Origin of the sequence: Ralstonia pickettii, assembly GCF_016466415.2 — a bacterium.
In the GTDB taxonomy this organism is placed as follows: Bacteria; Pseudomonadota; Gammaproteobacteria; order Burkholderiales; family Burkholderiaceae; genus Ralstonia; species Ralstonia pickettii.
Window position 1 is genome coordinate 1569884 of sequence record NZ_CP066771.1, and the last position, 22395, is coordinate 1592278.

The window sequence follows — 22395 nt, forward strand, 5'->3', positions numbered from 1 at the left end:
CTCCTCGCTTCGTGTGCGCATAGCACCTTCGGTATCCCGTGCTCGTAACATCTTCCGCGGGACCGACACGTACCCAAATCTTCACGGTTTCACGCTACACCCTTCCCAAATGGGAAGGTCAAGGACGGTGCCATCGTGCTTTTGCCCGATGGCGATACGGGCGGTTGATCCCGCTTTCCGCGCAGTTGCATCGCGAGCAAAAAACGGTATCCTTGCGAAAATCCTGCCACTGCAAAGAACCCTTGCGTCACACGCCACGCCGGCATCCTTTCTTCGCCGGCATCCTCCTGCTGGTTTTTCTGACAGTTCAACTGGCAGCGACGGCTTACGCCTGTGCCGGCAGCCAGTACCAGATGGGCGGTGGCGAGGCAAAGGCAACTCTGACCGAATCGTGCGCTGACATGGCCGATCACGGTAGCAGCCAGGACAAGGACAACGGCGCGCTTTGCCTAGCCCACTGCCAGGCCGACTCCAAGAGCGCCGACCATGTCGCACCGCAACTGCCGGTGTTTTTGCCGGTGCTGGCCGGCGTCATCGCGCCGACGCCCGTGGTCCATGCCGATGTCCGTGCTGTGCTGCGTGCCGAGGTAACAGCGCGCGCTCCCCCGCCTCCGCTGGCCATTCTCTACTGCAGTTTCCAAACGTAGCCTCCAGACCGACGTCATCCAATGTTTCCCCTCTCTAGACTGGGGGAGCTGTCGTCGTTCTTGGAGGCTTTATGCTTTTTCCTCGTCGCCTGACGCTGGCGTTGCTTTGCGCGCCTGCTTTCGGCATCGCGATGTCGCATGCCGCGACCTCGCAATCCGTCCCTCCGCTTTCCGTTGAGGAAACTGTCGCGCTCGCCACTGCGCATGCCAGCGATGCGGAGTCCTCTCGAGGGACCATCGAAGCTGCGACGCAGATGGCGGTCGCCGCGGGCCAACTGCCGGACCCCATACTCAAGTTCGGACTCAACAACGTGCCGGTCAACGGCCCCGACCAGTTTTCGATCAGCCGGGACTTCATGACCATGCGCTCCATCAGCGTGATGCAGGAGTTCACACGTGGGGACAAACGCCGCGCCAAGGCTGCACGCTTCGAGGCTGAGGCGGCATCTGCTGAAGCACAGCGCGCCGTTGGCCTCGCCAACGTGCAGCGCAACGCCGTCGGTGCGTGGCTGGACCGCTGGTATGCCGAACAGACCGGCACGTTGCTAGGCCACCATGACCACCCGTTGGAACTCGCGTTGCAGGCGGCGACTGCCGCGTATCGCAGTGGACGGGGCACGCGCGCCGACGTGCTGGCGATGGAGCTGGAAATCCAGAAGCTGCACGATCGCCTGGACGAAAACCGCGCTGCCGTGGCGACCAGCACCGTCGCGCTGGAGCGCTGGGTTGGCCCGGCCGCCAACCGCCCGCTCTCCGAACCCCCACATCTCGATGCCCCCCCGCCGGTCGAGCGGTTGGTGCGCGGGGACCTGGATGCCGTGCCCGAGATCACCGCCGCGCAGCGCGAGGTGGGGCTGGCCGAGAGCGAGATCCGGGCCGCTGCGCAAGCAAAGAAGCCGGATGTCACTGTCGAGTTGATGTACAGCCAGCGCGGCTCCGCATTCTCGAACATGGGCTCCGTGAACGTCAGTTTTCCGCTGCCTTGGGACCAAGGCAACCGGCAGGACCGCGAAGTGGCGGCCAGGCTGGCGCAAGCCCAGGCAGCTCGCGCCAAGTCCGAAATCCTCCGGCGCGATACCCAGGCCATGGTCGGCGCCAAGCTCGCCGAGCTGCAGCGCAATCTCGAGCGGCTCAAGCGCTACGACGAGAAGACTCTGCCGCTCGCCAGCACGCAGGCGGAAGCGGCCCTGACCGCCTACCGGGCCAATACCGGATCGCTGCTGGCCGTGGCCGAGGCCAATCACCGAGCCATCGATACGGAATTAGAACGGCTCGCGTTGGAAGCCAAGACGGCCAAGCTGTGGGCGGACCTGACCTTCCTGGTTCCGCTGCCCACCGCGCAGACCGAGTCCGCCATCAAGGAACGCAAATGAAAAAACAGGTCATTGCAACGGCCGCGGGGCTCGTTCTTGTCGGGACCGCCATCTACGGCGCCTACCGGGTCGGCGTCAACCAGGGGGGCCGGTCGACACCATCGTCGATGCCGGCCAGCCCGGCCTCCAGCCTCGGGGCCGGCGACATCGATCCCAAGACCGGTAAGAAGGTGCTGTACTGGCACGACCCTATGGTGCCGGGGCAGCGCTTCGACAAGCCAGGCAAATCCCCCTTCATGGACATGCAACTGGTGCCCGTCTACGCCGAGGGGGATAGCGGTGCCAGCGGCATCACGGTTGATAGCCGTGTCGCGCAAAACCTCGGCATCCGCACGGCCGAGGTCAAGGCCGGCCGGTTGAGCGCGGTGCTGGAGGCGCCCGGCAACATCGCCATCGACGAACGCAGCGTGCAAGTGATCCAGGCGCGCACGAACGCCTTCGTCCAGCACGTTGCGGTCAGGGCAACCCTCGACCCCGTGCGGCGTGGGCAGGCACTGGTGACGCTGTATTCGCCGGACTGGGTGGCGGCCCAGGAAGAGTATCTGGCCGTGTTGCACCAGTCGGCACACGGTCAGGCCGATCTCGCCAGCGCGGCCAAGGCGCGCATGCTGCAAGCCGGCATGACGCCGGGTCAGGTCAGCGCGGTCGAGGCATCCGGACGGCTGCAGCCCAGTGTAGGTATCGCAAGCCCAATCGATGGCATCGTGACCGAGGTCGCGGTGCGGGACGGGATGACGGTCTCCCCCGGCATGACGCTGTTCCGCTTGGCCGACTTGAGCCAGGTCTGGGTGGTTGCCGAGGTGCCGGAAGGCCAGGCTCGCACCATCTCGCCGGGCCTGGCGGTCAAGGTGCTGCCGACCGGGGCAGCCGAGCCCCTGGTCGGCAAGGTCGACACTGTGTTGCCCGACGTCAACCCGGCGACGCGGACCATCAAGGTGCGCATCATCCTGCCCAACAAGGGCCGGCACCTGTTGCCGGGCATGTTTGCTACGGTCCGCTTTGACAGCGGTGAGCAGCAGGATGTGTTGACCCTCCCGTTGGAGGCCGTCATCCGTACCGGTCAGCGCAGCATTGTCATGGTCGATGGTGGCCAGGCGGGCTTTGTGGCCACCGAGATCAAGACCGGGCGCGAGGCCGCCGGCATGGTCGAAATCCTAGCGGGCCTCAAGGCTGGCCAGAAAGTGGTCACCTCCGGCCAGTTCCTGATCGATTCGGAAGCCAGCCTGCGCGGCACCACCGAGCGCATGGCGGCACCGGCTGCGGCCTCCGCGCCCGCAGCAGCCACCACCGAGCACGAAGGCGTCGGCCGCATCGAGGCCGTCACGGGTGAAGGCCTAACGATCTCGCATGGGCCGATTCCATCGATTCAGTGGGGTGCCATGACGATGGAATTCGGGGCGCCGTCGGCAGGCCTGCCGAAGGGCCTGAAGCCGGGCGACCGGGTGCGGTTCCGCTTCCACCTGGACAAGGACGGCATGGCGGTCCTCTCCTCCGTCGCGTCCGCCAGCACGGATCAGGGAGGCAAGCCATGATCGCCCGGCTAATTCTGGCGTCCATCCGCAACCGCTTCCTGATCCTGCTGGCGACGCTGATGCTGACCGCGTGGGGATTGTGGGCCGTGCGTAGCACGCCGCTCGATGCGCTGCCCGACCTGTCGGACGTGCAGGTCATCATCCGCACACCGTTTCCCGGCCAGGCGCCGCAGATCGTGGAGAACCAGGTCACCTATCCGCTGACCACCACCATGCTGTCGGTGCCGGGCGCCAAGACCGTGCGCGGCTATTCGTTCTTCGGTGACTCCTTCGTCTACGTGCTGTTTGAGGATGGCACCGACCTGTATTGGGCACGCTCGCGCGTGCTGGAATACCTGAACCAGGTGCAGTCCCGCCTGCCTGCCGCCGCCAAGCCCGCACTGGGCCCCGACGCAACCGGCGTGGGTTGGATCTACGAGTACGCGCTGGTGGACAAGAGCGGCCAGCACGACCTCAGCCAACTGCGCGCGCTGCAGGACTGGTTCCTGCGCTTCGAGCTCAAGTCGCTGCCCAATGTGGCCGAGGTGGCTTCGCTCGGCGGGATGGTCAAGCAGTTCCAGGTCGTCCTCATGCCGGATCGGTTACGCGCCTACAACCTGTCCCAAGCCAAAGTACTGGCGGCGCTCAAGGCGGCCAACCAGGAGACCGGTGGTTCGGTGCTGGAACTGGGCGAGGCAGAGTACATGGTCCGTGCCAGTGGCTACCTGAAGACGCTCGACGACTTCCGGCAGATTCCGCTGGTGACCAGCGATGCCGGCATTCCTGTGCGGCTGGGCGACGTCGCCACGCTCCAACTCGGCCCAGAGATGCGACGCGGCATTGCCGATCTCGACGGCCAGGGTGAAGTCGCCGGCGGTGTCATCGTGATGCGCTCCGGCAAGAACGCGCTGGAAACCATCGAAGCCGTCAAGGCCAAGCTCGCCACGCTGCAGAAGAGCCTGCCAGCCGGTGTCGAGATCGTGCCGACCTACGACCGTTCCGCGCTGATCAACCGCGCGGTGGAGAACCTGACGCACAAGCTGCTCGAGGAATTCATCGTCGTCGCGCTGGTGTGCCTGGTGTTCCTGTTCCACTTGCGCTCGGCGCTGGTCGCGATCGTTTCGCTGCCGCTGGGCGTGCTCGCCGCCTTCCTGGTGATGCGCTATCAGGGCGTCAATGCCAACATCATGTCGCTGGGCGGCATCGCCATCGCCGTCGGCGCCATGGTCGACGCGGCCGTGGTCATGATCGAAAACGCGCACAAGCACCTGGAGCATTGGCATGCGGACAATCCCGGCCGCAACCTGACGGGGCACGAGCGCTGGAGCGTGATCGGCGAATCGGCGGCGGAAGTGGGTCCGGCGCTGTTCTTTTCGCTGCTGATCATCACGCTGTCGTTCATTCCGGTGTTCACGCTGGAGGCACAGGAAGGACGGTTGTTCTCGCCACTGGCTTTCACCAAGACCTACTCGATGGCCGCTGCCGCAGGGCTGTCCGTGACGCTGGTGCCGGTGCTGATGGGCTACCTGATCCGCGGGCGCATCCCGACCGAGCAATCGAATCCGCTCAGCCGCTGGCTGATCCGGCTTTATCAACCGGTGTTGGCCAGAGTGCTGGCGTATCCCAAGACGACGGTTGTCATCGCCGCTGTGCTGCTTGCAGCCACGGCCTGGCCGATCCTGCGCACGGGCGGTGAATTCATGCCGCCGCTGGACGAGGGCGACCTGTTGTACATGCCGTCGGCGCTGCCGGGGTTGTCAGCGGGCAAGGCCGCCCAACTGCTGCAACAGACCGATCGCCTGATCAAGACCGTGCCGGAGGTCGCCAGCGTGTTCGGCAAGGCCGGCCGCGCCGACACCGCCACCGATCCGGCCCCCATCGAGATGTTCGAGACCACCATCCAGTTCAAGCCGCACGACCAATGGCGGCCCGGCATGACGACCGACAAGCTTGTGGAAGAACTGGACCGCGTGGTCAAGGTGCCGGGACTGTCCAACATCTGGGTGCCACCGATCCGCAACCGAATCGACATGCTCGCTACCGGCATCAAGAGCCCGGTCGGCATCAAGGTGGCGGGCGCAGACTTGAAGGAGATCGACCAACTGACCACGCGGATCGAGGAGGCAGTCAAGACCGTACCGGGGGTCACGTCCGCGCTGGCCGAACGCCTGTCCGGCGGGCGCTACGTCGACGTCGATATCGACCGAATGGCTGCGGGACGGTATGGGCTCAATATCGAAGACGTACAGAGCATCGTGTCGTCAGCCGTCGGCGGAGACAACGTGGGCGAAGTGGTCGATGGCCTGGCCCGGTTCCCGATCAACATGCGTTACCCACGGGACTACCGCGACTCGGTCGAGCAACTGCGCAGCCTGCCGATCGTCACCGACCGCGGCCAGCAGATCACGCTGTCTGACGTCGCTCGTATCCAGGTCGTGCAGGGGCCGCCGATGTTGCGCAGCGAGAACGCCCGCTTGTCCGGCTGGGTGTACGTGGACATCCGCGGACGCGATTTGCGCTCGGCGGTACAGGACATGCAAGCGGCCGTGGCCAAGGCGGTGCCCATGCCGGCTGGCTACGCGCTGAGCTGGTCCGGTCAGTTCGAATATCTCGAGCGTGCCAGCGCCAAGCTGAAGGTGGTGGTGCCGTTCACCCTACTGATCATCTTCGTGCTGCTGTACCTCGTGTTCGGCCGCATCGACGAGGCGCTGCTCATCATGGGCACACTGCCGTTGGCGCTGATTGGCGGCTTCTGGCTGCTCTATCTACTGGGCTACAACCTGTCGGTGGCCGGGATCGTTGGCTTCATCGCGCTGGCCGGCGTGGCGGCCGAGTTCGGCGTGATCATGCTGCTCTACCTCAAGCAGGCTTGGTCGGAGCGGCAGGAGGCTGGCCAGAACACCACACCTGCGCTGCTGGAAGCCATTCAAGAGGGCGCGGTGCTGCGGGTGCGCCCGAAGGCCATGACGGTCGCCGTCATCCTAGCCGGTCTGATTCCGATCATGTGGGCGCACGGTACCGGTTCCGAGATCATGCAGCGCATTGCCGCCCCGATGGTCGGCGGCATGCTCACCGCCCCCTTGCTATCCCTGTTTGTCGTTCCTGCTGTTTACCTGCTGCTACGCAAGCGCGGCAGGGGGCAATCCATTCCCCAACCACCCTCTCATGACGAGGTCTCACGATGAAATACGGTTCCGCTGTTGTATTCGCTCTGACGCTGGCGTCGGCGCCCGCCGCCTTTGCGGCTACGTCGATGGAGGGCATGGACATGAAGCCGGCAGGTCAAGCCAAGCAGGCATCCAAGCCCGTCGCGGCGGAGGTCCGCAAGGTGTACCTCGACACCGGCAAGATCACGCTCAAGCACGGCCCCATCGACAACCTCGGTATGGGCGCCATGACGATGACGTTTGCCGTCAAGGACAAGGCATCACTGCAGCACTTCAAGGAGGGCCAAGCGGTGTGGGCTGTCTTTGATATGGTCGACGGTCAGCCGACCGTGATCGATTTGCGGAGCAAGTAAGAGCAAGCCGTCGGTGGTGCGCGGCCCTTCAGTCGTGCGCCGCCACATGCGTCCGGGTTGAAATGACTCACTTCGCCGGTGCTGGTGGCCCCATCCAGTATTGCTGGTTCCACATCATGTTGTTCATCATCTGCTGCTGCATATTCAGGTACTGATCGGTCATGTACTGGCGTTGCCGAAGCTGCTCGGGCGTCAGGTTGGAGTAGTAACCGCCCATGTGCCCCCAACCGCCGCCACAACATCCCCGGCCGCCCATTCCCATCATTCCGGGGCCCATCATGCCGTATCCCATCATGCCCGGCCCCCACATACCGTGCATCGCGGTCATCGCGCTCTGCATCGTGGCCCAGTGCTGTTGCAACAGCCGCTGCCGCTCCTGAGGGTCCTGTGTTTGGCGAATCTGGTCCATTTGCGCCTGCATCACCTTCATCTGCTCCTGGACCTGCGCCAGTTGCTTGTCGAATTCAGCAGTGTTGGGCGCCGCAGCGGGGGCGCTTTTCTTGGTTGGCGTACTCTGCGCGACGGCGCTTACTGGCACCAACTGGCTGCCTAGAGCAAGGCCAGCGATGACAGCAACAACGATTTTTTTCATGATGTGTCTCCTGACACCGAACGATGATGAACAGGCCGAAATCTCTGCACCCAGCCTGTTTTCATAATGTTCGTCCTGGCTTTATTCGACTTGATGTCGGTCAACTGAGCACGCTTAGAAGCTCAAGTGTGCAAATGTGTCGAGGGAGGGATACCGGCACCGTCGTTTCGTCCAAGAATCCGTGCCAGCCATGATTGGCACGGCAGCCTTTCGACGCCGAGATCAGCGAACGAAGAATCCGTTTCCTGGGTGCCGAATCCGTAGCGGCGTCCTCCGCCGCTCGACTCGACCATTGGTCATCTTTTCAAATCAGTAGCTTAAGTTGAGATGTGGCGGATTTTTCGCGAATCCAGGCCGACGTTCACATAGGCGGAAGGAGTGATTCTCCCTTCGGGTCGTGCATGGCATAATGAATGCGAATAACTCTCATTAACAAAACGCACACATGAACACAAGCAGCACAACCGCAGCTCCCCTCTTTCGGTCCCGATGGGCTCGCTTTGCTGCCGTCGCTGGGCCTGGCCTGGTGGTCATGCTGGCCGACACCGACGCCGGCAGCATCATCACGGCCGCGCAGAGTGGTGCGCAATGGGGGTACAGCCTGCTATTGCTTCAAGCGATCCTCATCCCGATTCTCTTCGTCGTGCAGGAGCTTACGGTGCGACTTGGCATCGTGACGGGCCAGGGGCACGGGCGCGGGATTCAGCAGCACTTCGGGCCGGTTTGGGCGCGAATCTCAGTTGGAACTCTGCTGCTTGCCTGCGTTGGCGCGCTCGTGTCCGAGCTCAGCGGCATCGCTGGGGTCGGTGCCCTCGTTGGCATCCCCGCTTGGCAAAGCATGGCCGTCGTGGTGGTCGGGCTTGTCGCAATGGCATACACCGGCTCCTACCTGACCGTGGAGCGGATTGCGCTTGCCGTCGGGATGTTCGAGTTCGTGTTTCTGCTGGTGGCCTGGAAGGCGCAGCCCGAAGCACACCAGTTGGTCTCCGGCGCGATGAGCATGCCGTTACACGACACCAAGTACCTGTACCTGATCGCCGCCAATATCGGGGCAGTGATCATGCCCTGGATGGTGTTCTACCAGCAGTCCGCAGTGGTGGAAAAAGGATTGACGATCGATGATCTGCCGGCAGCGCGGTGGGACACCGCAGTGGGTGCCGTTGTAACGCAATTGATTATGGGGGCAGTGCTGGTCGCAACTGCGGCAACGATTGGCCGCGCAGGTAACGGGCAATCGCTCGATACGGTGCAGCAGATTGCGCAGGCAATCACTCCGTTCTTGGGCGAGCGCACTGGGACATTTATGTTCGCTCTTGGCATGATCGGCGCTGCCTTGGTCGCCACCATCGTTGTGACGCTTACAGCCGCTCGGGCTCTCGGCGAGGTCATGGGGTTCAAGCATTCGCTGGAACACCATCCGCGCGAGGCGCCATGGTTCTATGGTGTGTATACGTTGGCCCTTGCCCTCGGCGGTATCTTGGTCGCCTCGGGCGTGGATTTGGTCAAATTGAGCGTTGGCGTGCAGGTGATGAACGCGTTGCTCCTACCCATCGTCCTTGGCTTCCTGTATGTGCTGGCGCGCCGTGCACTGCCTGAGCCCCATAGCCTCAAGGGCGGCTATGCTGCTTTGGTGGTGACCATCATTGTCCTAACCGCGGGATTTGGTCTGTATTCCGGTGTGGTCGGGGCCCTAGGCTGATCGAGGGGTGAGCCAAACGAACTGCGCCTGACCGAAGATGCGCGCGAGTCCGACCAGCAGGCTTGCCCCCATGTCGGCGAACACGGCCATCCACATAGTCGCCTGCCCAGTGAAGGTAAGCACCAGAAGCACGGCCTTGATGCCGAGCGCGAGCGGGATCTTCTACATGAGTACCTGCGCCTAGCGCGGGAGAGCCACACGAAGGTCGGAAGGTTGCGCAGGTCATCATCCATCAGCGCCACGTCGGCCGTGTCGGTGCCCGCCGCGCCCATGACAAAGCCGATATGGGGCATCGTTGATTCCGTCCCCCGCCATGCCGACCTTGCCGGAGCGTGCGAGCTGCTCGACCTCGTGCAGCTCGTTGGCGGGCAGCAGGTTGCCTTGGGCGCGGTCGATTCCAGCCTGTGCGGCATTGCCTAGGGCCAGCCAGTGCCGCCGCCCAAGTAAACGAAGTCTGGCCCCCTGAGTCAGGTACGGCACCCGTCCGGGATGTGTTTTGGCTTTAGGATGGCTGTTTAAAGATGAGGTAGTCGAGATAAAGCCAAATTTCGCGCCACAGAAAGTTCGCCCGAGTGCTCAAGGACTCGAAACGGCTAGATGAGGTAGGCCCAGGCAGGGCCTGGAGTCCAATATCGTTAGCCATTGCAGTTGCTCTTCGCAAATGTAACGGATCGCTGACCAACAAAACCGTGTGGATTCCCAGTGGGTCTAATAGCTTCTTTGCATTGACAAGGTTTTGCCAAGTCGTACGCGAGGTGGTTTCCGCCAAGATCGCGTCAGGTGGTACACCGTGCTTGATAGCGTACTCGCGGCCGACTTTACCTTCACTTGGATAATCTGCCCCCGGTGTTCCGCCGGTGAATACCAGGTATCTCACCTGCTTGTTCTGGTAGCGCGTGATCGCCTCGTTAATCCGTTCACGATAAACGGGAGACGGCTTATTACCCCAGACTGCAGCGCCAAGAACAATAGCCGCATCCACGGGAGCATTGAACGACTGTTCTCCGTAACTGACAATCTGCCACGCTACTATGAACAATCCGATGGCGAACAAGAGGGCCAGCATCAGTGGCCCGATGACAATTGCGCGTCGGATTAACAATGGGCGTCGATTCACGTCATTCAACCGGCTGGCCTCCCCTTAACGAAAGGCCAAATCGCGCAGCTTTCTGAGAGAACTCCATCTCGACAGAAGCACATGACAAACACGGTTAGCCGATCCACAGTACCAACAGCGAAGCTAGCAAGCAGTAAAAGCCGAAGAAATGCCATCGGCCTTGCTCCAGCCAGCGCGAGAGCCACCGCAGCGCAACCCAACCTGCCAAAAAGCTCATCGCCATGCCGATCATGCTCGGCCCCATGAGGTGCAAGAATCCATCCGAGTGCATCGCTGTGGTGGTAGCTGCGTACTCTTTGTAGAGTCGATACGCTTCTTTGACGATCACTGCTGGGGTCAATACTACGGCCAACGCAAAGCTAAACTCTTCGGCACGTCGCCGCGCCACACCCAAGGCGAGCCCGGCCGAAATAGTGGCGCCTGAACGGGAGAAACCGCGAAATGGGAGACACAGCCCCTGCACAGCGCCAATCCATGCCGATTGGCGCAAGCTGAGGTTATCGATCCCTCGATCCTGGAGACGGGAGGACAGAATAATCAGCAGGCCGGCTGCCGCCAAGGCTGCGGCTATCAGGCGCGAGTTGCCAAACAGATGCTCGATCTCGAAATTCGCTGAGTCAGCTACGACTACATGCTTAATGAATTGCAGCAGCGTCACACCCACGATACCGGTTGCGAGCGTTGCAACCAGTATGCACAGGGCGTTAGTGCGAAATGCCTGTCCTGAACTGAAATAGGTGGCACGCCACGATTTCCAGAAATAGGCAATGACTGCGAACATCGTGCCGGTATGTAGCATGACCAGCAAAAGCGTCATTTGAGGCGCTGTTGGATCCAGCCCCATCAGCTTCTCGGCCACAATGACATGGGCCGAGCTCGATACAGGCAGCAGTTCGGCTGCCCCTTGAACGACAGCCAGGACAAGGATCTGTAGCAAGTTCATTTGTGCTTCTTCGCGGCAATTTAAAATTGGGACACGGGAATAAAGGGTGGCACTTGGTATAACTCAACCTGACTCGATGCCTGAGCGGGCATACTGGCGTTGCATCCTGGTGGCGCCCAGGAGACAGATCGCGCCAAGTGAAATCGCTACGTCAGCCAAGTTGAATGCGGGCCAGTGCCACGCTCGCCAATAGAAGTCGAGATAGTCGACGACCTGCCCACGCGCCACCCGGTCCGCTACGTTGCCGAGAGTGCCCGCGAGAATCAGCGCATAAGCCGCGGCTTCCAGTCGTGGTAAATTGCGGCGGAGCATCCAGATCAACCACGCGGACGCGGCGAAGGCGAGTGCGATAAAGAAATAGCGTTGCCAACCGCCGGCCCCGGCCAGAAAGCTGAACGCCGCGCCCGGATTGCGCACATGCACGAGATTGAAGAACGGTGCGATCTCCACACGCGTGCCGAGCAGCATGGAGGATGCCACGCTGAGCTTGACGACGTGGTCGAGCAGCGCGATCAGCCCCGCCAACAACAGCCATCGTGGCCACTCGCCTGTTCGTGATGAATGAAGCATGACCATGGCTCAATCAAAGAGGTCCGATCGCTTTGTAGGCAACGCGGCGGGACTTAACGCTTGTCCCCCTGGTTGATGCGGTGCCCTGTTCGCAGCCCGGGCCAAAGCGAAGAACTTCCCACCAGTCATTTGCGCAGCAACCTCAACCCGTTGCCGACCACCAGCAGGCTGGCGCCCATGTCGGCAAACACCGCCATCCACATGGTGGCCTGGCCGGTAAAGGTCAGCACCAGAAATACGGCCTTGATGCCGAGCGCCAGCGCAATGTTCTGCTTCAGCACCCCGGCAGTGGACCGGGATAGCCGTACGAACGCCGGGAGCTTGCGCAGATCGTCGTCCATCAGCGCGACGTCGGCCGTTTCGATCGCCGTGTCCGTCCCGGCGGCCCCCATCGCGAAACCGATATCGGCCCGTGCCAGTGCAGGCGCGTCGTTGATGCCATCGCCGACCATGCCGATGGCCCCTTGTCCGGCAAGCTGCTCGATTTCGCGCTGCTTGTCTTCGGGCAGCAGGTTGCCACGCGCGCGATCGATACCGACCTGCTGCGCGATCGCCTCCGCGGTATGCGGGTTGTCACCGCTCAACATCAGGGTTTTGATGCCCAGCGCATGCAACTCCTTGATCGCTTGGCGACTGCTGTCCTTGATGGTGTCGGCCACGCCGAACAGCGCGCGTACGCCGTCCGGGCCGATCAGCATCACAACGGTCTTGCCCTGGGTTTCAAGCGCGGCAAGGCTCGCTTCCAGCACCGGTGAGCACACGCCCAGTTCCTCGACCAGACGATGATTGCCCAGGTGATAGAGCACACCGTCGATATAACCCCGGACACCGCGCCCGGGCAAGGCCGCAAAGTCGGTGACGTCGCGCAGGGCTCGACCTTGGTCCTGCGCCGCGCGGGCTACCGCCTGGGAGACGGGGTGATCGGAGCGAACTGCCAGACTGGCGGCAAGCATCTCGGCGGCCGAAGCGTCGGCGCCATCCCAGGCCACGACATCGGTCAGCGCCGGCTTGCCGTGGGTGATGGTGCCGGTTTTATCGAGCGCCAACCACGTCAGCTTGCGACCTTCCTCGAGATAGACCCCGCCTTTGATCAGGATGCCGCGCCGCGCGGCGGCGGCCAGGCCGCTCACAATGCTCACGGGCGTCGAAATCACGAGGGCACACGGGCAGGCGATCACCAGCAGCACCAGCGCCTTGTAGATCCAATCCAGCCAGGTGGCGCCGAAGACCAGCGGAGGAATGATCGCTACCAGCAGCGCGACCGCGAATACGATGGGCGTGTACAGCCTGGCGAACTGATCAACGAAGCGCTGCGTGGGCGCTCGACTGCCTTGAGCGGCCTCCACTGCGTGAATGATACGAGCCAGTGTGGAGTCGCTTGCCGCCGCGGTAACGCGATACTCGAACGACCCCGACTCGTTGATGGTGCCGGCGAACACGGGGTCGCCTTCCGCCTTCTCGACCGGCAGACTCTCACCCGTGATCGGCGCCTGATTAACGGACGAGCGTCCCTGCAGGACCGTGCCATCGAGCGCAATACGCTCGCCCGGCTTGACCCGTACCCGGCTGCCGACCGCCACGGATTTGGCATCGACCTCGGACCAACTGCCGTCGCTGCGCTGTACCGTGGCTGTCTCCGGGGCGAGATCCATCAGCCCCCGGATCGCATCTCGGGCGCGGTCCAGCGAACGGGCTTCGATGACCTCCGCCAAGGCGAAGAGGACCATCACCATCGCCGCTTCCGGCCAGTGGCCGATCACCATCGCCCCCGTGACCGCAATCGACATGAGGGCATTCATGTTCAGGTTGCGGTTCTTGAGCGCGATCCAGCCTTTCTTGTAGGTGGACAGCCCGCCGGTCAGGATCGCGGCCAGCGCCAGGATCACCACCACCCAATGGTTGCCACCGTTGAGCCAATACACCACTTCCGCCAGGACGGCGTTCGCGCCGGCAATGGCAAGCGGCCACCATTTGGTGGGCGCGGCGTCTTGTTCGGGAAGCGGTGCTGCGGCAGAGCGGTCGCGCACCTCGGCATCGAAGCCAAGCGATTGAATGGCAGCCAGCACTTGCGGTAGCGCATCGGCAGCGTGTTGAACGGCGAGTGTGCGTTGGACGAGATTGAACTGCATGTCTGACACGCCCGCCATGCCCGCCAGCTTGCCGCGAATCAGCGTTTCTTCGGTCGGGCAGTCCATCTGACGAATGGTCAGGACTGTGCTCTGTCCGGCGGGGCTTTCATCCGCGCGAACCGCTCGCATGCCAACGGCTGCCAAGGCCTGCTCGATCGGCGCCGGGGATGGCAGCCGGTGCTGGACGGCCAGCGAACGCTGCATCAGGTTGAACTCAAGGTTGACCACGCCAGGCAGCGCCGCCAGCTTATTGCGAATGAGCGCTTCTTCCGTCGGGCAGTCCATGTTGTCGATCCGGTAGCGGGATCGTTTCAGGTCAACAGCCGCCGCATCGCCGTCCGCCGGCGTCACCACGTTGGTGGCAGCACAACCGCACCCCTTGGAGCCGCAATCACTCACAGCACCTCCCTTTGTCGCTTGAAATGGATTGGACTCAAGTACACACTCTATAGTTACTATAGAGTCAAGGGACTTCGGCCCGACATCATGAACATTCAGATCGGTGAATTCGCCAAGCGCACAGCCTGCCCGATTCAAACCATCCGGTACTACGAGCGCGAAGGCCTGTTGCCGCCGCCAGATCGCAGCTCGGGAAACTTCCGGCTGTACGGCGAGCGGCACATTGAACGGTTGCAGTTCATCCTCCACTGCCGGTCGCTGGACATGCCGCTGAACGACGTGCGTGCTCTCCTGCGCTACCGCGAGCAACCGGACGAGGATTGCGGCGTGGTCAACATCCTCCTGGACAAGCACATCCATGAGGTCGAGCGGCGCATCGAAGCGCTGGCGGTATTGAAGCGCCACTTGTGCGCTCTGCGCGAAACCTGCTCCGATGGCCGGGCTGCTGAAGCCTGCGGAATCCTGCAGGGGTTGTCCGAGGCTGGCTCCATGTGCGACGCCGACGCCACCCGTCAGGGCTGATACGCGGCCCACAAGGCGTCATCCCGATTTCTCGCGCTGATCCTCCGTGAAGGCACCTGCCTCCGCGATTGCGGGGACATGTCAATGTCCTTGTTGCGAAACATGAATTACAATCATTCTCATTCAAAGCTATCTCTCCCGCATCGCCGGTAGGCTCTTCATGCAATTGCAGCGCGTCGTTTCCCTCATCCTGTTCTACCTGCTGACATCGGTCTCAAGCGCGTACGCCGACACGCTGTCGACCCAAGACAAGACCAAGCAAGTCTGGCAGTTGCTTGACTATCTGGCGGTCGATTACGGCCGCTCCGTCAAGGATGGCCAGGTGGCCAACGCCGACGAGTACGCCGAAATGCAGGAGTTTGCGCATGCGGCGGAGCGTCAGATTGCCGAGCTGCCAGCTGGGGCACAGACGCAAGCCCTGCTCAAGGATGCCGGGGCATTGCGCACGCTCATTGCTGACAAATCCGCTTCTGCCGCCGTCGGTGAGCAGGCGCACAAACTCGCGGACAGCTTGCTGGCCGCCTATCCGGTGCCCATGGCGCCCAGTAAGGTGCCCGACCTCAAGCGCGGCGCTACGCTGTATCAAAGCCAGTGCGCGTCCTGCCACGGCAGCTCCGGACACGCGGATGGCCCACTGGCCGCCAAACTGAGTCCGCCGCCCATTGCCTTGGCCGACCACCAACGCGCCCAGGAGCGCAGCGTGTTCGCCCTCCAGCAAATCATCACGCGCGGTGTCGAGGGCACCTCGATGCCCAGCTTCGCGCAACTCACCGACGATGATCGTTGGGCGCTCGCCTATTTCGCGTCGACCTTGTCGTATTCCAATGCGGATCGGCAAGCCGGCGCCAAGTTGTGGGCGTCCCGCCCGGAGCTGCATAGCGCGGTGCCGACGCTCGCCAAGCTCAGCCAGACGCCCGAAGCGTTGCTGGCCAAGACGATCAACCCGGATGCCGCGCGGCAATTGACCGCCTATTTGAGAAGCACGCCGGATGTGCTGAACGCCTCCAACGCAGACAGTCTCGCGATCGCCAAGGACAAGCTCAAGGAAAGCGTGGCCGCCTTCGATCAGGGCGACAAATCGACCGCCTCACGCTTGGCGCTCTCCGCCTACCTCGACGGCTTCGAGCCGGTCGAACCGGCTCTGGCCGCCAAGAACCAGTCGCTGTTCCAGGACATCGAAAAGACGATGGGCCTGTATCGCAACGCGATCACCACCGGCCAGGCTGAGCAGGTACGGGAAATCGCGCAGCATCTGCAGACCATGCTGACTGAAGCCCAGGATGCGCTGGGCGGCACCAACGACCCGCTGTCGACGTTCCTGGGCGCTTTGACGATTCTGCTGCGCGAAGGCCTGGAAGCGCTGCTCGTCGTGGTCGCCATGATGGCGTTCCTGAAGAAGGCCGAGCGTACCGACGTGCTTCCGTATGTCCATGCGGGCTGGATCGCTGCGCTGGCTGCCGGTGGGCTGACGTGGGCCATCGCCACGTACCTGGTGGACTTGAGCGGGGCCAGCCGTGAAATGACCGAAGGTTTCTCGGCGATTTTTGCGGCTGTGGTTCTGCTCGGCGTGGGCATGTGGATGCACCAGAAGAGCCTGGCGGGTCGCTGGCAGGCCTACGTGAAGCAGAAACTGTCCTCCGCGCTGAACAAGCGTTCGGCGATCATGCTCTTCGTGCTGTCGTTCGTGACGGTGTACCGCGAGGTGTTTGAGACCGTGCTGTTCTACGCCGCGCTGTGGAGCGAAGGAAACGGCATCTACCTGCTGGCCGGGTTGGGCTCGGGGATCGCCATCCTGGCGGTCATCGCCGTCGTTCTGTTGCGCTCCTCGGCACGCCTGCCAATCGGCCAGTTCTTCGCCTTCAGTTCGGCCCTGGTCGGTGTCCTAGCAGTGGTGTTGATCGGCAAAGGGGTGGCGGCGCTGCAGAAGGTCGGCTTCCTGCATATCACGCCGATTTCGATGCCACGCATCGACGTGCTCGGGATTTATCCCTCCGTGCAGACGGTGATCGCACAGGTAGCGATCTTGCTCATCATTGCGCTCAGCATCGCGTATAACCTACGATCGCAGAAGGCATCGAGCAAAGCGTAGTCGCTGCCACCTTGATTTGAGAGTTCAATGGCGGATATCGACAGGTACCTGCAGGCTGCGACCCGCGATCACACGCGGCGCAGCTATCAGTCTGCTATCCGTCATTTCGAGCAGGAATGGGGTGGCTTCCTGCCAGCCAGCGCCGACAGCATTGCACGCTATCTGGCCGAGCACGCGCAGGTGCTCTCCATCAATACACTGCGACAACGGTTGGCTGCGATCGCGCAATGGCATGTTGCGCAGGGCTTTCCTGACCCCACGCGAGCACCACATGTCCGCAAGGTGCTCAAGGGCATCCAGGCACTGCACCCCGCGCAAGAGCGGCGCGCCAAGCCATTGCAGCTCGCCCAGTTGGAGCAACTGGTTGCCTCGCTGGATGCGCAGATCGCGACCGCCTCGTCTGAGGGCAACGCCCATCAACTCCAGGTGCATACCCGCAACAAGGCGCTGGTGCTGATCGGCTTCTGGCGGGGCTTCCGGTCGGACGAACTGAGTCGGCTGCAGATCGAGCACATCACGGTGGAGCCCGGCCGGGGCATGACGATTTTCCTGCCGCGCACCAAGACGGACCGCAACCATGTCGGCACGACCCACAAGGCGCCCACGTTGTCGCGCTTGTGCCCAGTCGCCGCCTACGAGGCCTGGCTGGCGGCGTCCGGCCTGACTGAGGGCCCGGTGTTCCGCAGGATTGACCGCTGGAGCCGAATCGCCACCGATGGACTGCAGGCCAGCAGCATCGTGCCTTTGTTGCGCGCGCTGCTCCATCGCGCGGGACTGCCGCAATCGGACCGCTACAGCAGTCACTCGCTGCGACGCGGCTTTGCAACCTGGGCGAACTCGAACCAGTGGGATCTCAAGATGCTGATGGAATACGTCGGCTGGAAGGACGTACGCTCGGCCATGCGCTATATCGACGCGGCCGACCCATTCGCGCAGCATCGAATCGAAACAGCGCTGTCGGTCGCACCCCCGCCGGGCATTGCAGGCTGACAGGTTCGATCAAGCGGACCTCTTCAATTGCTTTGGCGAAGCGACCTTGCATGATCCGCTAACGGGCACGATTGGGGTTGACTAGGGCGCATGAGACGTGACGCCGCACCCGCACCAAGTTGTCCTTCACGCTTGGCTTGCGCGTCGCCGAGGTGCCGCCTCCAACAATGCGTCCTGGTATTGGTGGATCGGGAAGCTCAGAATGCCCCGGAAATTCACATGCGCGAAGTGTGCCGGCCCCATGCGTCGGAGCCAGTCATCGTCGACGCGTTGCCTCTTACCGCGCCATGCGTCGACTGTGACTTGCATCCGTTGCATGTTCCAGCCAATCACCAGATTCGTCAGCAGCGTGAGCGATCCGGAAATCGCCATCATCTCGTCCTGACGCCGCCCACGATCGTGCTGGACTTTGCTGGAGTAGATGGCCCGCTGGAGCTGGTGTACCGATTCGCCACGGTTGAGCAGCGTGCGCAGCTCCCGCCGAAACTCGCTGTTGCTGAAGAAATCGCACAGGAATAGCGTGCGCAACAGCTTGCCCAGTTGATCGGCTGCCCGGTGGATCGGGTCGCCCTGGGCAGCGCTGCCAAATCGCTGCAGCGCCACGATGGCGCTCACGCGCCCAGAGTGAATGGAGGCCACCAGGCGCAGCAAACCATCCCAGCCTTCACGGATCGCCTTGGGCGAGATGTCGAGCGAGACGGCACCCTCCAAACCGTCTGGCACCTGCAGGCCGCGCGGCAGGTACAGCTTGCGCTCCGACAGATTGCGCAGCCAGGGACACAGATCGAAGCCGAGCAACTTGGCTACCGCCATCCCCACGTTCGTGTATCCATGGGTATCCACGGCAAGACGGAGCAACCCGCCGTCGGCGCGGGTCTCGTTGTGGCGCATCACGCCTTCGATCGCAACGCCAGTCTGGCGCTCGTTGAGCACCATGGGCTGGTTGTAGACGATCCCGTGCTGGTCCAGCACGTGCGTATAGATCCCGACAGCATGGGTGCGGCGGCGTGGGTCGGCGCGAGCGTAGAACAGGTGGGGTGAGGTATCCAGGCTCATCGAATCGCTCGACGCCAGTTGCCCCGTTCCCCACAGCTCGGTGATCGGGTGCGTGCGCTGGAATTCCACCACCCGCTCGTTCGCACGGCGCAGCCGCCCAGGCATCTCCAGGGCGCGCATCGCGGTTGAGACATGCGCGGGGTCCAGTTGCGGGATCATGGCCGCCACTCCCTTGGCATCCAGTTCAGTGCCGTGGGCAATGAGCCCTGCGTAGAGCGCGATCAGTTCATGCGAGTCTCTGGCCTTGCGGGCCAGCAGCACTTCACTGAAATTGGTACGCGCATCCATCTCCAGGATCATGTCGGCAAACTGCGCGTTGCCGATGTCCTTGAACAGCAGATCACGGGTGCGCGTGGGTATGCCGTCTGTGTCCGCCGCTTCGAGCGGCGACTGATGGAGCACGCCATTTGCATCAATGGTGAAGTGGCCGGCTTCGCGGGCCTCGTTCAGTGCGGCGAGACTCGCTTTCAGGTGGTCCGTCAGCCGGTTGAGATAGGTGTCCGCTTGGCTCGGCAAGCCGAGCGAGGACAGATACCGGTCACGTTCGCCCCCCCACTGCGACGGTGGGATCAGCAACTGATCGCGCTCACGGAACGACAGGCTGTGGTTGATCCACACCGTGCCGCGGCGCAGCCCTCTGCGCAAGCCCAGCATCGCGCTGGCTTCCATGGCGCGCATCGCGCGCTGACGGTCTTCGCTGTTGACCAAGTCGCGCCAACTGGCACTGACCGGCACCTGGCAGTCGGGCGGCAACTCCGTCGCCCCTCGATCATGCAAGCTGCCGACGAACTCTAGCTGCTGCACAGCAGGATCGGCGCCGTTGCTGGCAAACTCCAATCCGCGCAGAGCAGTCAGGAGATTGCGGATACGGTGTTGGTCTTCGGTGAGCGTTTCGCGCACACTGGCCGCGTGGCTCGCGGGTGGTTTGGCCGAGAAGCCCTCCAGCAACTTGCCGATGTCGGCCAGCCGGTCTTCCGCTGAACGACGGGTATCGTCAACCAGCGCTTTGATGTCGACCAACTGCTGCCGGTATTCAACAGCCGAGCGCACTTGCTTGGCCGTGGTCTTGTTGTAAGCCCGGCGGACCAGGTCGGAAACGCGCCGCCCGGATTGGTAGGCCATCGCATCCGTCAGCTCCAGCAGGGTCACGCGCAGGAAGAACACCAGTTCGATCGTGCGCGTCGAGGTTTTCAGTTCGCGGACTTTGGCGGGGCGGCGAGCCTGGATGCGCTGGCCGTAGGCGCGCTGTTTTTCGATGGGGGCAGCATCGAATGCCCAGGTATGTGCGCCGAGATCCTTCAGGAAGCGGATCTTGTCCAGCGTCTCGGTCATGGTTGACGGGCTGTGCCGGGCTGGTGGGGTCTTGAGCCATTCGAGTATGGTCGTACCCGATGTTGCATGCTGAGCGAACACAGCCGCTTCGGCCTGTGCGATCTGCGTCAGCGGAACAACTGCCTCAATCATGGCCAGCAATTCGCGCTCGATGCCGGCCCAAATGGAACGGGCAATATCCAGCAGTGCGCGCGTGGAAGGGATCAGAATCCGTCGCTCATACAGCCAGAAGTGAGCGTGCTGGAGCAACTCATCGATCGTCAGCGATTCGGCGGCATCCTGCCGCATCCAGGCTTCCAGCCCAGCCCACTGGTCGCCATCAAGCCGCGTCAGGCCAAGGTAGTCGCATGCCCAAACCTGATGTTCGTAAAGGGTCTTGTATCGCTGATAAATGGTGCGCAGCGAAGCAATGGTTGGCGTCGACACCCCCAGCCTGGCGCCGATATAGCGCAGCAACTGCCGGGGAAGGGTGTTGAGTTGGTCGAGGGTATGACCGCTGGCGCGAAGAAAGACCAGTTGGATGGCGGCCCCGGCGCGGCCGTCACGCCGGAATTTCTGGTTGATCGCGACGACATCGCTCTCGGTCAGCGCGAAGTAGCGGTCGACGTCGAACTCTGACAACCGCGTGGGCAAGGAGTCCTTCCCCACATAGCGAAATTCCAAGCCCGGCATCTTCAGCCCCCGTCAAGGTGGCGCGATCCGAAATCGCGGGCGAACATCGTACTCCTGAAGTCACTCGGGGGCAGCAGACAATTGTCAGCAAAGACCGCGGTGCCTTATGGATAAAGGCTTTGTGGGGAAACCGCCAGATTTTGCACGAAAAGTACGACTACCCCTAATAGGAACAATTCGCGTTCGCATTCTATGCGAATGTCCAAAGGAAATCACCTGCATTTTTTCGAGAGGTCGCCCGAGCGCGGCCCAGCACGTTCGTTTCGTGGGCGCCGCCCGCCTTGCACCCACAATTTGGGCCTCACTGGCACCTGTGGAGCGCAAACTCCGGCTGCAGCAAGCGCCCCTCCCTCCCCGCAGATACCTCAGTTTCTCCGCATCCCGCTGGCCACAAGCGCCACGATGTCAATGGCGGTGAGCACGTCGTTTTGGCTGATCGTCATTCTTTGCGGCCTCCCATCCAGCGTTGGGCCGCCTGCTGCAACCACGCGCAGCCGCGCGCCCCAACCCGTTTGCTCTGCCATTCATGCGCCCACTGCCCAGCGCGTGGGGTGGCTCTGCGCCCTCCATGGACAGGCGAGCGCAGGCGGCGAGGCTGCAGCCTTGCTCAAGGATTGTTGGTTCATGGCGTGGAAATGAAAAAGCCCGCCGGGTGGCGGGCTGTTTGGATGCGGCCGTAATTGCGAACGCGCGGGGTCTCGTTACTTGGGCTGCGCCGGAATGACCAGGTGGGTCGCCTTGGCCGCCTTCTTGGCTTTGCTCTGCCCGGCTTTGGCCTTGCCACTGTCAGGCAGGCACACCTATGCGTTGACGATGCTCTCTGCCGGCGAACACCCCATGTGGGTCGCAAAGCAGATGGGCCACGCGGACTGGACGATGATTGCGCGCGTCTACGGCCGGTGGATGCCATCAGCGGATGCCGAGGCCGGTTCCAGGGCGGTGGAAAAGTTCGCCGGAAATGCTGGCAAATTTGCTGGCAAAGCGGACGTGAAACTGGCAAAAAGCGGTTGGATTTTCGCCAACCTGAAAATCTAAAACATTGATTTCAAAGGGATTTTTGGTGCGAGGGAGGGGACTCGAACCCCTACACCATTGCTGGCGTCAGGACCTAAACCTGGTGCGTCTACCAATTTCGCCACCCTCGCCGGATGGATTGCGGCGCCCCTGAGCAGAGGCGCCGGAAAGGAAGCCCGCGATTATATCGCAGTCGTTCGGGGGTTTCCATCCCCTACCC

Annotated in this window: 16 protein-coding genes, 1 tRNA gene and 1 pseudogene; 10 read left to right on the plus strand and 8 right to left on the minus strand. The window is 62.6% G+C overall.

What is annotated here, in order from left to right:
* The first annotated feature begins 242 nt into the window (after positions 1 to 242).
* The 5 genes from RP6297_RS07445 to RP6297_RS07465 all read left to right on the plus strand — a co-directional run bounded on the left by RP6297_RS07445 (position 243) and on the right by RP6297_RS07465 (position 7051).
* Entirely contained in the window at positions 243 to 647 is a 405-nt protein-coding gene (locus RP6297_RS07445) for a hypothetical protein (protein ID WP_009276929.1), read from the plus strand.
* Between the two features lie 71 nt (positions 648 to 718).
* Positions 719 to 2020: a TolC family protein gene (locus tag RP6297_RS07450; RefSeq protein WP_009240723.1), complete on the plus strand. Its 1302-nt coding sequence runs from the start codon at positions 719 to 721 to the stop codon at positions 2018 to 2020.
* Complete coding sequence (locus tag RP6297_RS07455; RefSeq protein ID WP_009240724.1) at positions 2017 to 3552, plus strand: efflux RND transporter periplasmic adaptor subunit; 1536 nt, start codon at positions 2017 to 2019, stop codon at positions 3550 to 3552. The genes RP6297_RS07450 and RP6297_RS07455 overlap by 4 nt, the downstream gene beginning before the upstream one ends.
* Positions 3549 to 6716 (plus strand): efflux RND transporter permease subunit, encoded by a 3168-nt coding sequence (locus tag RP6297_RS07460; RefSeq protein WP_009240725.1) that lies wholly within the window; start codon positions 3549 to 3551, stop codon positions 6714 to 6716. The genes RP6297_RS07455 and RP6297_RS07460 overlap by 4 nt, the downstream gene beginning before the upstream one ends.
* Positions 6713 to 7051 carry a copper-binding protein gene (locus RP6297_RS07465; protein WP_009240726.1) on the plus strand — a complete coding sequence of 113 codons (339 nt, stop codon included), beginning with the start codon at positions 6713 to 6715 and terminating at the stop codon, positions 7049 to 7051. Before RP6297_RS07460 ends, RP6297_RS07465 begins: the two co-directional genes overlap by 4 nt.
* A 67-nt stretch (positions 7052 to 7118) precedes the next feature.
* Here the strand turns inward: RP6297_RS07465 and RP6297_RS07470 are convergent, their stop codons facing one another.
* Positions 7119 to 7643, minus strand: coding sequence for a hypothetical protein (locus RP6297_RS07470; RefSeq protein ID WP_009240727.1), 525 nt, complete (start codon positions 7641 to 7643; stop codon positions 7119 to 7121).
* Between the two features lie 532 nt (positions 7644 to 8175).
* Here RP6297_RS07470 and RP6297_RS07475 point away from each other — a divergent pair.
* Complete coding sequence (locus RP6297_RS07475; RefSeq protein WP_009240728.1) at positions 8176 to 9342, plus strand: NRAMP family divalent metal transporter; 1167 nt, start codon at positions 8176 to 8178, stop codon at positions 9340 to 9342.
* Here the strand turns inward: RP6297_RS07475 and RP6297_RS07480 are convergent.
* The 5 genes and pseudogenes from RP6297_RS07480 to RP6297_RS07500 form a co-directional block, all read right to left on the minus strand.
* A pseudogene (locus tag RP6297_RS07480) lies at positions 9334 to 9789 on the minus strand (hypothetical protein); the annotation flags it as partial. The gene RP6297_RS07475 and the pseudogene RP6297_RS07480 overlap by 9 nt on opposite strands.
* 55 nt (positions 9790 to 9844) lie before the next feature.
* Positions 9845 to 10408, minus strand: a complete 564-nt coding sequence (locus tag RP6297_RS07485) for a YdcF family protein (RefSeq protein ID WP_223293271.1) — start codon at positions 10406 to 10408, stop codon at positions 9845 to 9847.
* A gap of 145 nt (positions 10409 to 10553) precedes the next feature.
* On the minus strand, positions 10554 to 11402 hold the full coding sequence (locus tag RP6297_RS07490; RefSeq protein WP_009240731.1) for an undecaprenyl-diphosphate phosphatase: 849 nt from the start codon (positions 11400 to 11402) through the stop codon (positions 10554 to 10556).
* 63 nt (positions 11403 to 11465) lie between these two features.
* Positions 11466 to 11978, minus strand: a complete 513-nt coding sequence (gene lspA, locus RP6297_RS07495) for a signal peptidase II (RefSeq protein WP_009276927.1) — start codon at positions 11976 to 11978, stop codon at positions 11466 to 11468.
* A gap of 119 nt (positions 11979 to 12097) precedes the next feature.
* A complete protein-coding gene (locus tag RP6297_RS07500) occupies positions 12098 to 14500 on the minus strand; it encodes a heavy metal translocating P-type ATPase (RefSeq protein ID WP_009240733.1) in 2403 nt (800 codons plus the stop codon).
* A gap of 87 nt (positions 14501 to 14587) precedes the next feature.
* Between RP6297_RS07500 and cadR the strand changes: the two genes are divergently transcribed.
* The 3 genes from cadR (at position 14588) to RP6297_RS07515 (ending at position 18101) form a co-directional block, all read left to right on the plus strand.
* Positions 14588 to 15022 (plus strand): Cd(II)/Pb(II)-responsive transcriptional regulator, encoded by a 435-nt coding sequence (gene cadR / locus RP6297_RS07505; RefSeq protein WP_009240734.1) that lies wholly within the window; start codon positions 14588 to 14590, stop codon positions 15020 to 15022.
* A gap of 160 nt (positions 15023 to 15182) precedes the next feature.
* Positions 15183 to 17111 (plus strand): cytochrome c/FTR1 family iron permease, encoded by a 1929-nt coding sequence (locus RP6297_RS07510; RefSeq protein ID WP_009240735.1) that lies wholly within the window; start codon positions 15183 to 15185, stop codon positions 17109 to 17111.
* Positions 17112 to 17138: 27 nt separating this feature from the next.
* On the plus strand, positions 17139 to 18101 hold the full coding sequence (locus RP6297_RS07515) for a site-specific integrase (protein ID WP_009240736.1): 963 nt from the start codon (positions 17139 to 17141) through the stop codon (positions 18099 to 18101).
* A 126-nt stretch (positions 18102 to 18227) separates the two neighbouring features.
* Here RP6297_RS07515 and RP6297_RS07520 read toward each other — a convergent pair whose 3' ends face one another.
* Positions 18228 to 21161, minus strand: coding sequence for a Tn3 family transposase (locus RP6297_RS07520; RefSeq protein WP_009240737.1), 2934 nt, complete (start codon positions 21159 to 21161; stop codon positions 18228 to 18230).
* Positions 21162 to 21899: 738 nt separating this feature from the next.
* Here RP6297_RS07520 and RP6297_RS07525 point away from each other — a divergent pair.
* Complete coding sequence (locus tag RP6297_RS07525; protein WP_223293272.1) at positions 21900 to 22196, plus strand: site-specific integrase; 297 nt, start codon at positions 21900 to 21902, stop codon at positions 22194 to 22196.
* A 23-nt stretch (positions 22197 to 22219) separates the two neighbouring features.
* On the opposite strand, the gene RP6297_RS07530 is transcribed toward RP6297_RS07525, so the two are convergent.
* Positions 22220 to 22306: transfer RNA gene (locus RP6297_RS07530), tRNA-Leu, on the minus strand.
* Positions 22307 to 22395 lie beyond the last annotated feature (89 nt).

What these genes read in the sequence shown, in the direction of transcription:
- RP6297_RS07450 (WP_009240723.1), top strand. Translation starts at nt 719, where the DNA reads ATGCTTTTTCCTCGTCGCCTGACGCTGGCGTTGCTTTGCGCGCCTGCT.
- RP6297_RS07475 (WP_009240728.1), top strand. Translation starts at nt 8,176, where the DNA reads ATGCTGGCCGACACCGACGCCGGCAGCATCATCACGGCCGCGCAGAGT.
- RP6297_RS07460 (WP_009240725.1), top strand. Translation starts at nt 3,549, where the DNA reads ATGATCGCCCGGCTAATTCTGGCGTCCATCCGCAACCGCTTCCTGATC.
- RP6297_RS07490 (WP_009240731.1), bottom strand. Translation starts at nt 11,402, where the DNA reads ATGAACTTGCTACAGATCCTTGTCCTGGCTGTCGTTCAAGGGGCAGCC.
- cadR (WP_009240734.1), top strand. Translation starts at nt 14,588, where the DNA reads ATGAACATTCAGATCGGTGAATTCGCCAAGCGCACAGCCTGCCCGATT.
- RP6297_RS07515 (WP_009240736.1), top strand. Translation starts at nt 17,139, where the DNA reads ATGGCGGATATCGACAGGTACCTGCAGGCTGCGACCCGCGATCACACG.
- RP6297_RS07455 (WP_009240724.1), top strand. Translation starts at nt 2,017, where the DNA reads ATGAAAAAACAGGTCATTGCAACGGCCGCGGGGCTCGTTCTTGTCGGG.
- RP6297_RS07510 (WP_009240735.1), top strand. Translation starts at nt 15,183, where the DNA reads ATGCAATTGCAGCGCGTCGTTTCCCTCATCCTGTTCTACCTGCTGACA.
- RP6297_RS07470 (WP_009240727.1), bottom strand. Translation starts at nt 7,643, where the DNA reads ATGAAAAAAATCGTTGTTGCTGTCATCGCTGGCCTTGCTCTAGGCAGC.
- lspA (WP_009276927.1), bottom strand. Translation starts at nt 11,978, where the DNA reads ATGGTCATGCTTCATTCATCACGAACAGGCGAGTGGCCACGATGGCTG.
- RP6297_RS07465 (WP_009240726.1), top strand. Translation starts at nt 6,713, where the DNA reads ATGAAATACGGTTCCGCTGTTGTATTCGCTCTGACGCTGGCGTCGGCG.
- RP6297_RS07485 (WP_223293271.1), bottom strand. Translation starts at nt 10,408, where the DNA reads ATGCTGGCCCTCTTGTTCGCCATCGGATTGTTCATAGTAGCGTGGCAG.
- RP6297_RS07520 (WP_009240737.1), bottom strand. Translation starts at nt 21,161, where the DNA reads ATGCCGGGCTTGGAATTTCGCTATGTGGGGAAGGACTCCTTGCCCACG.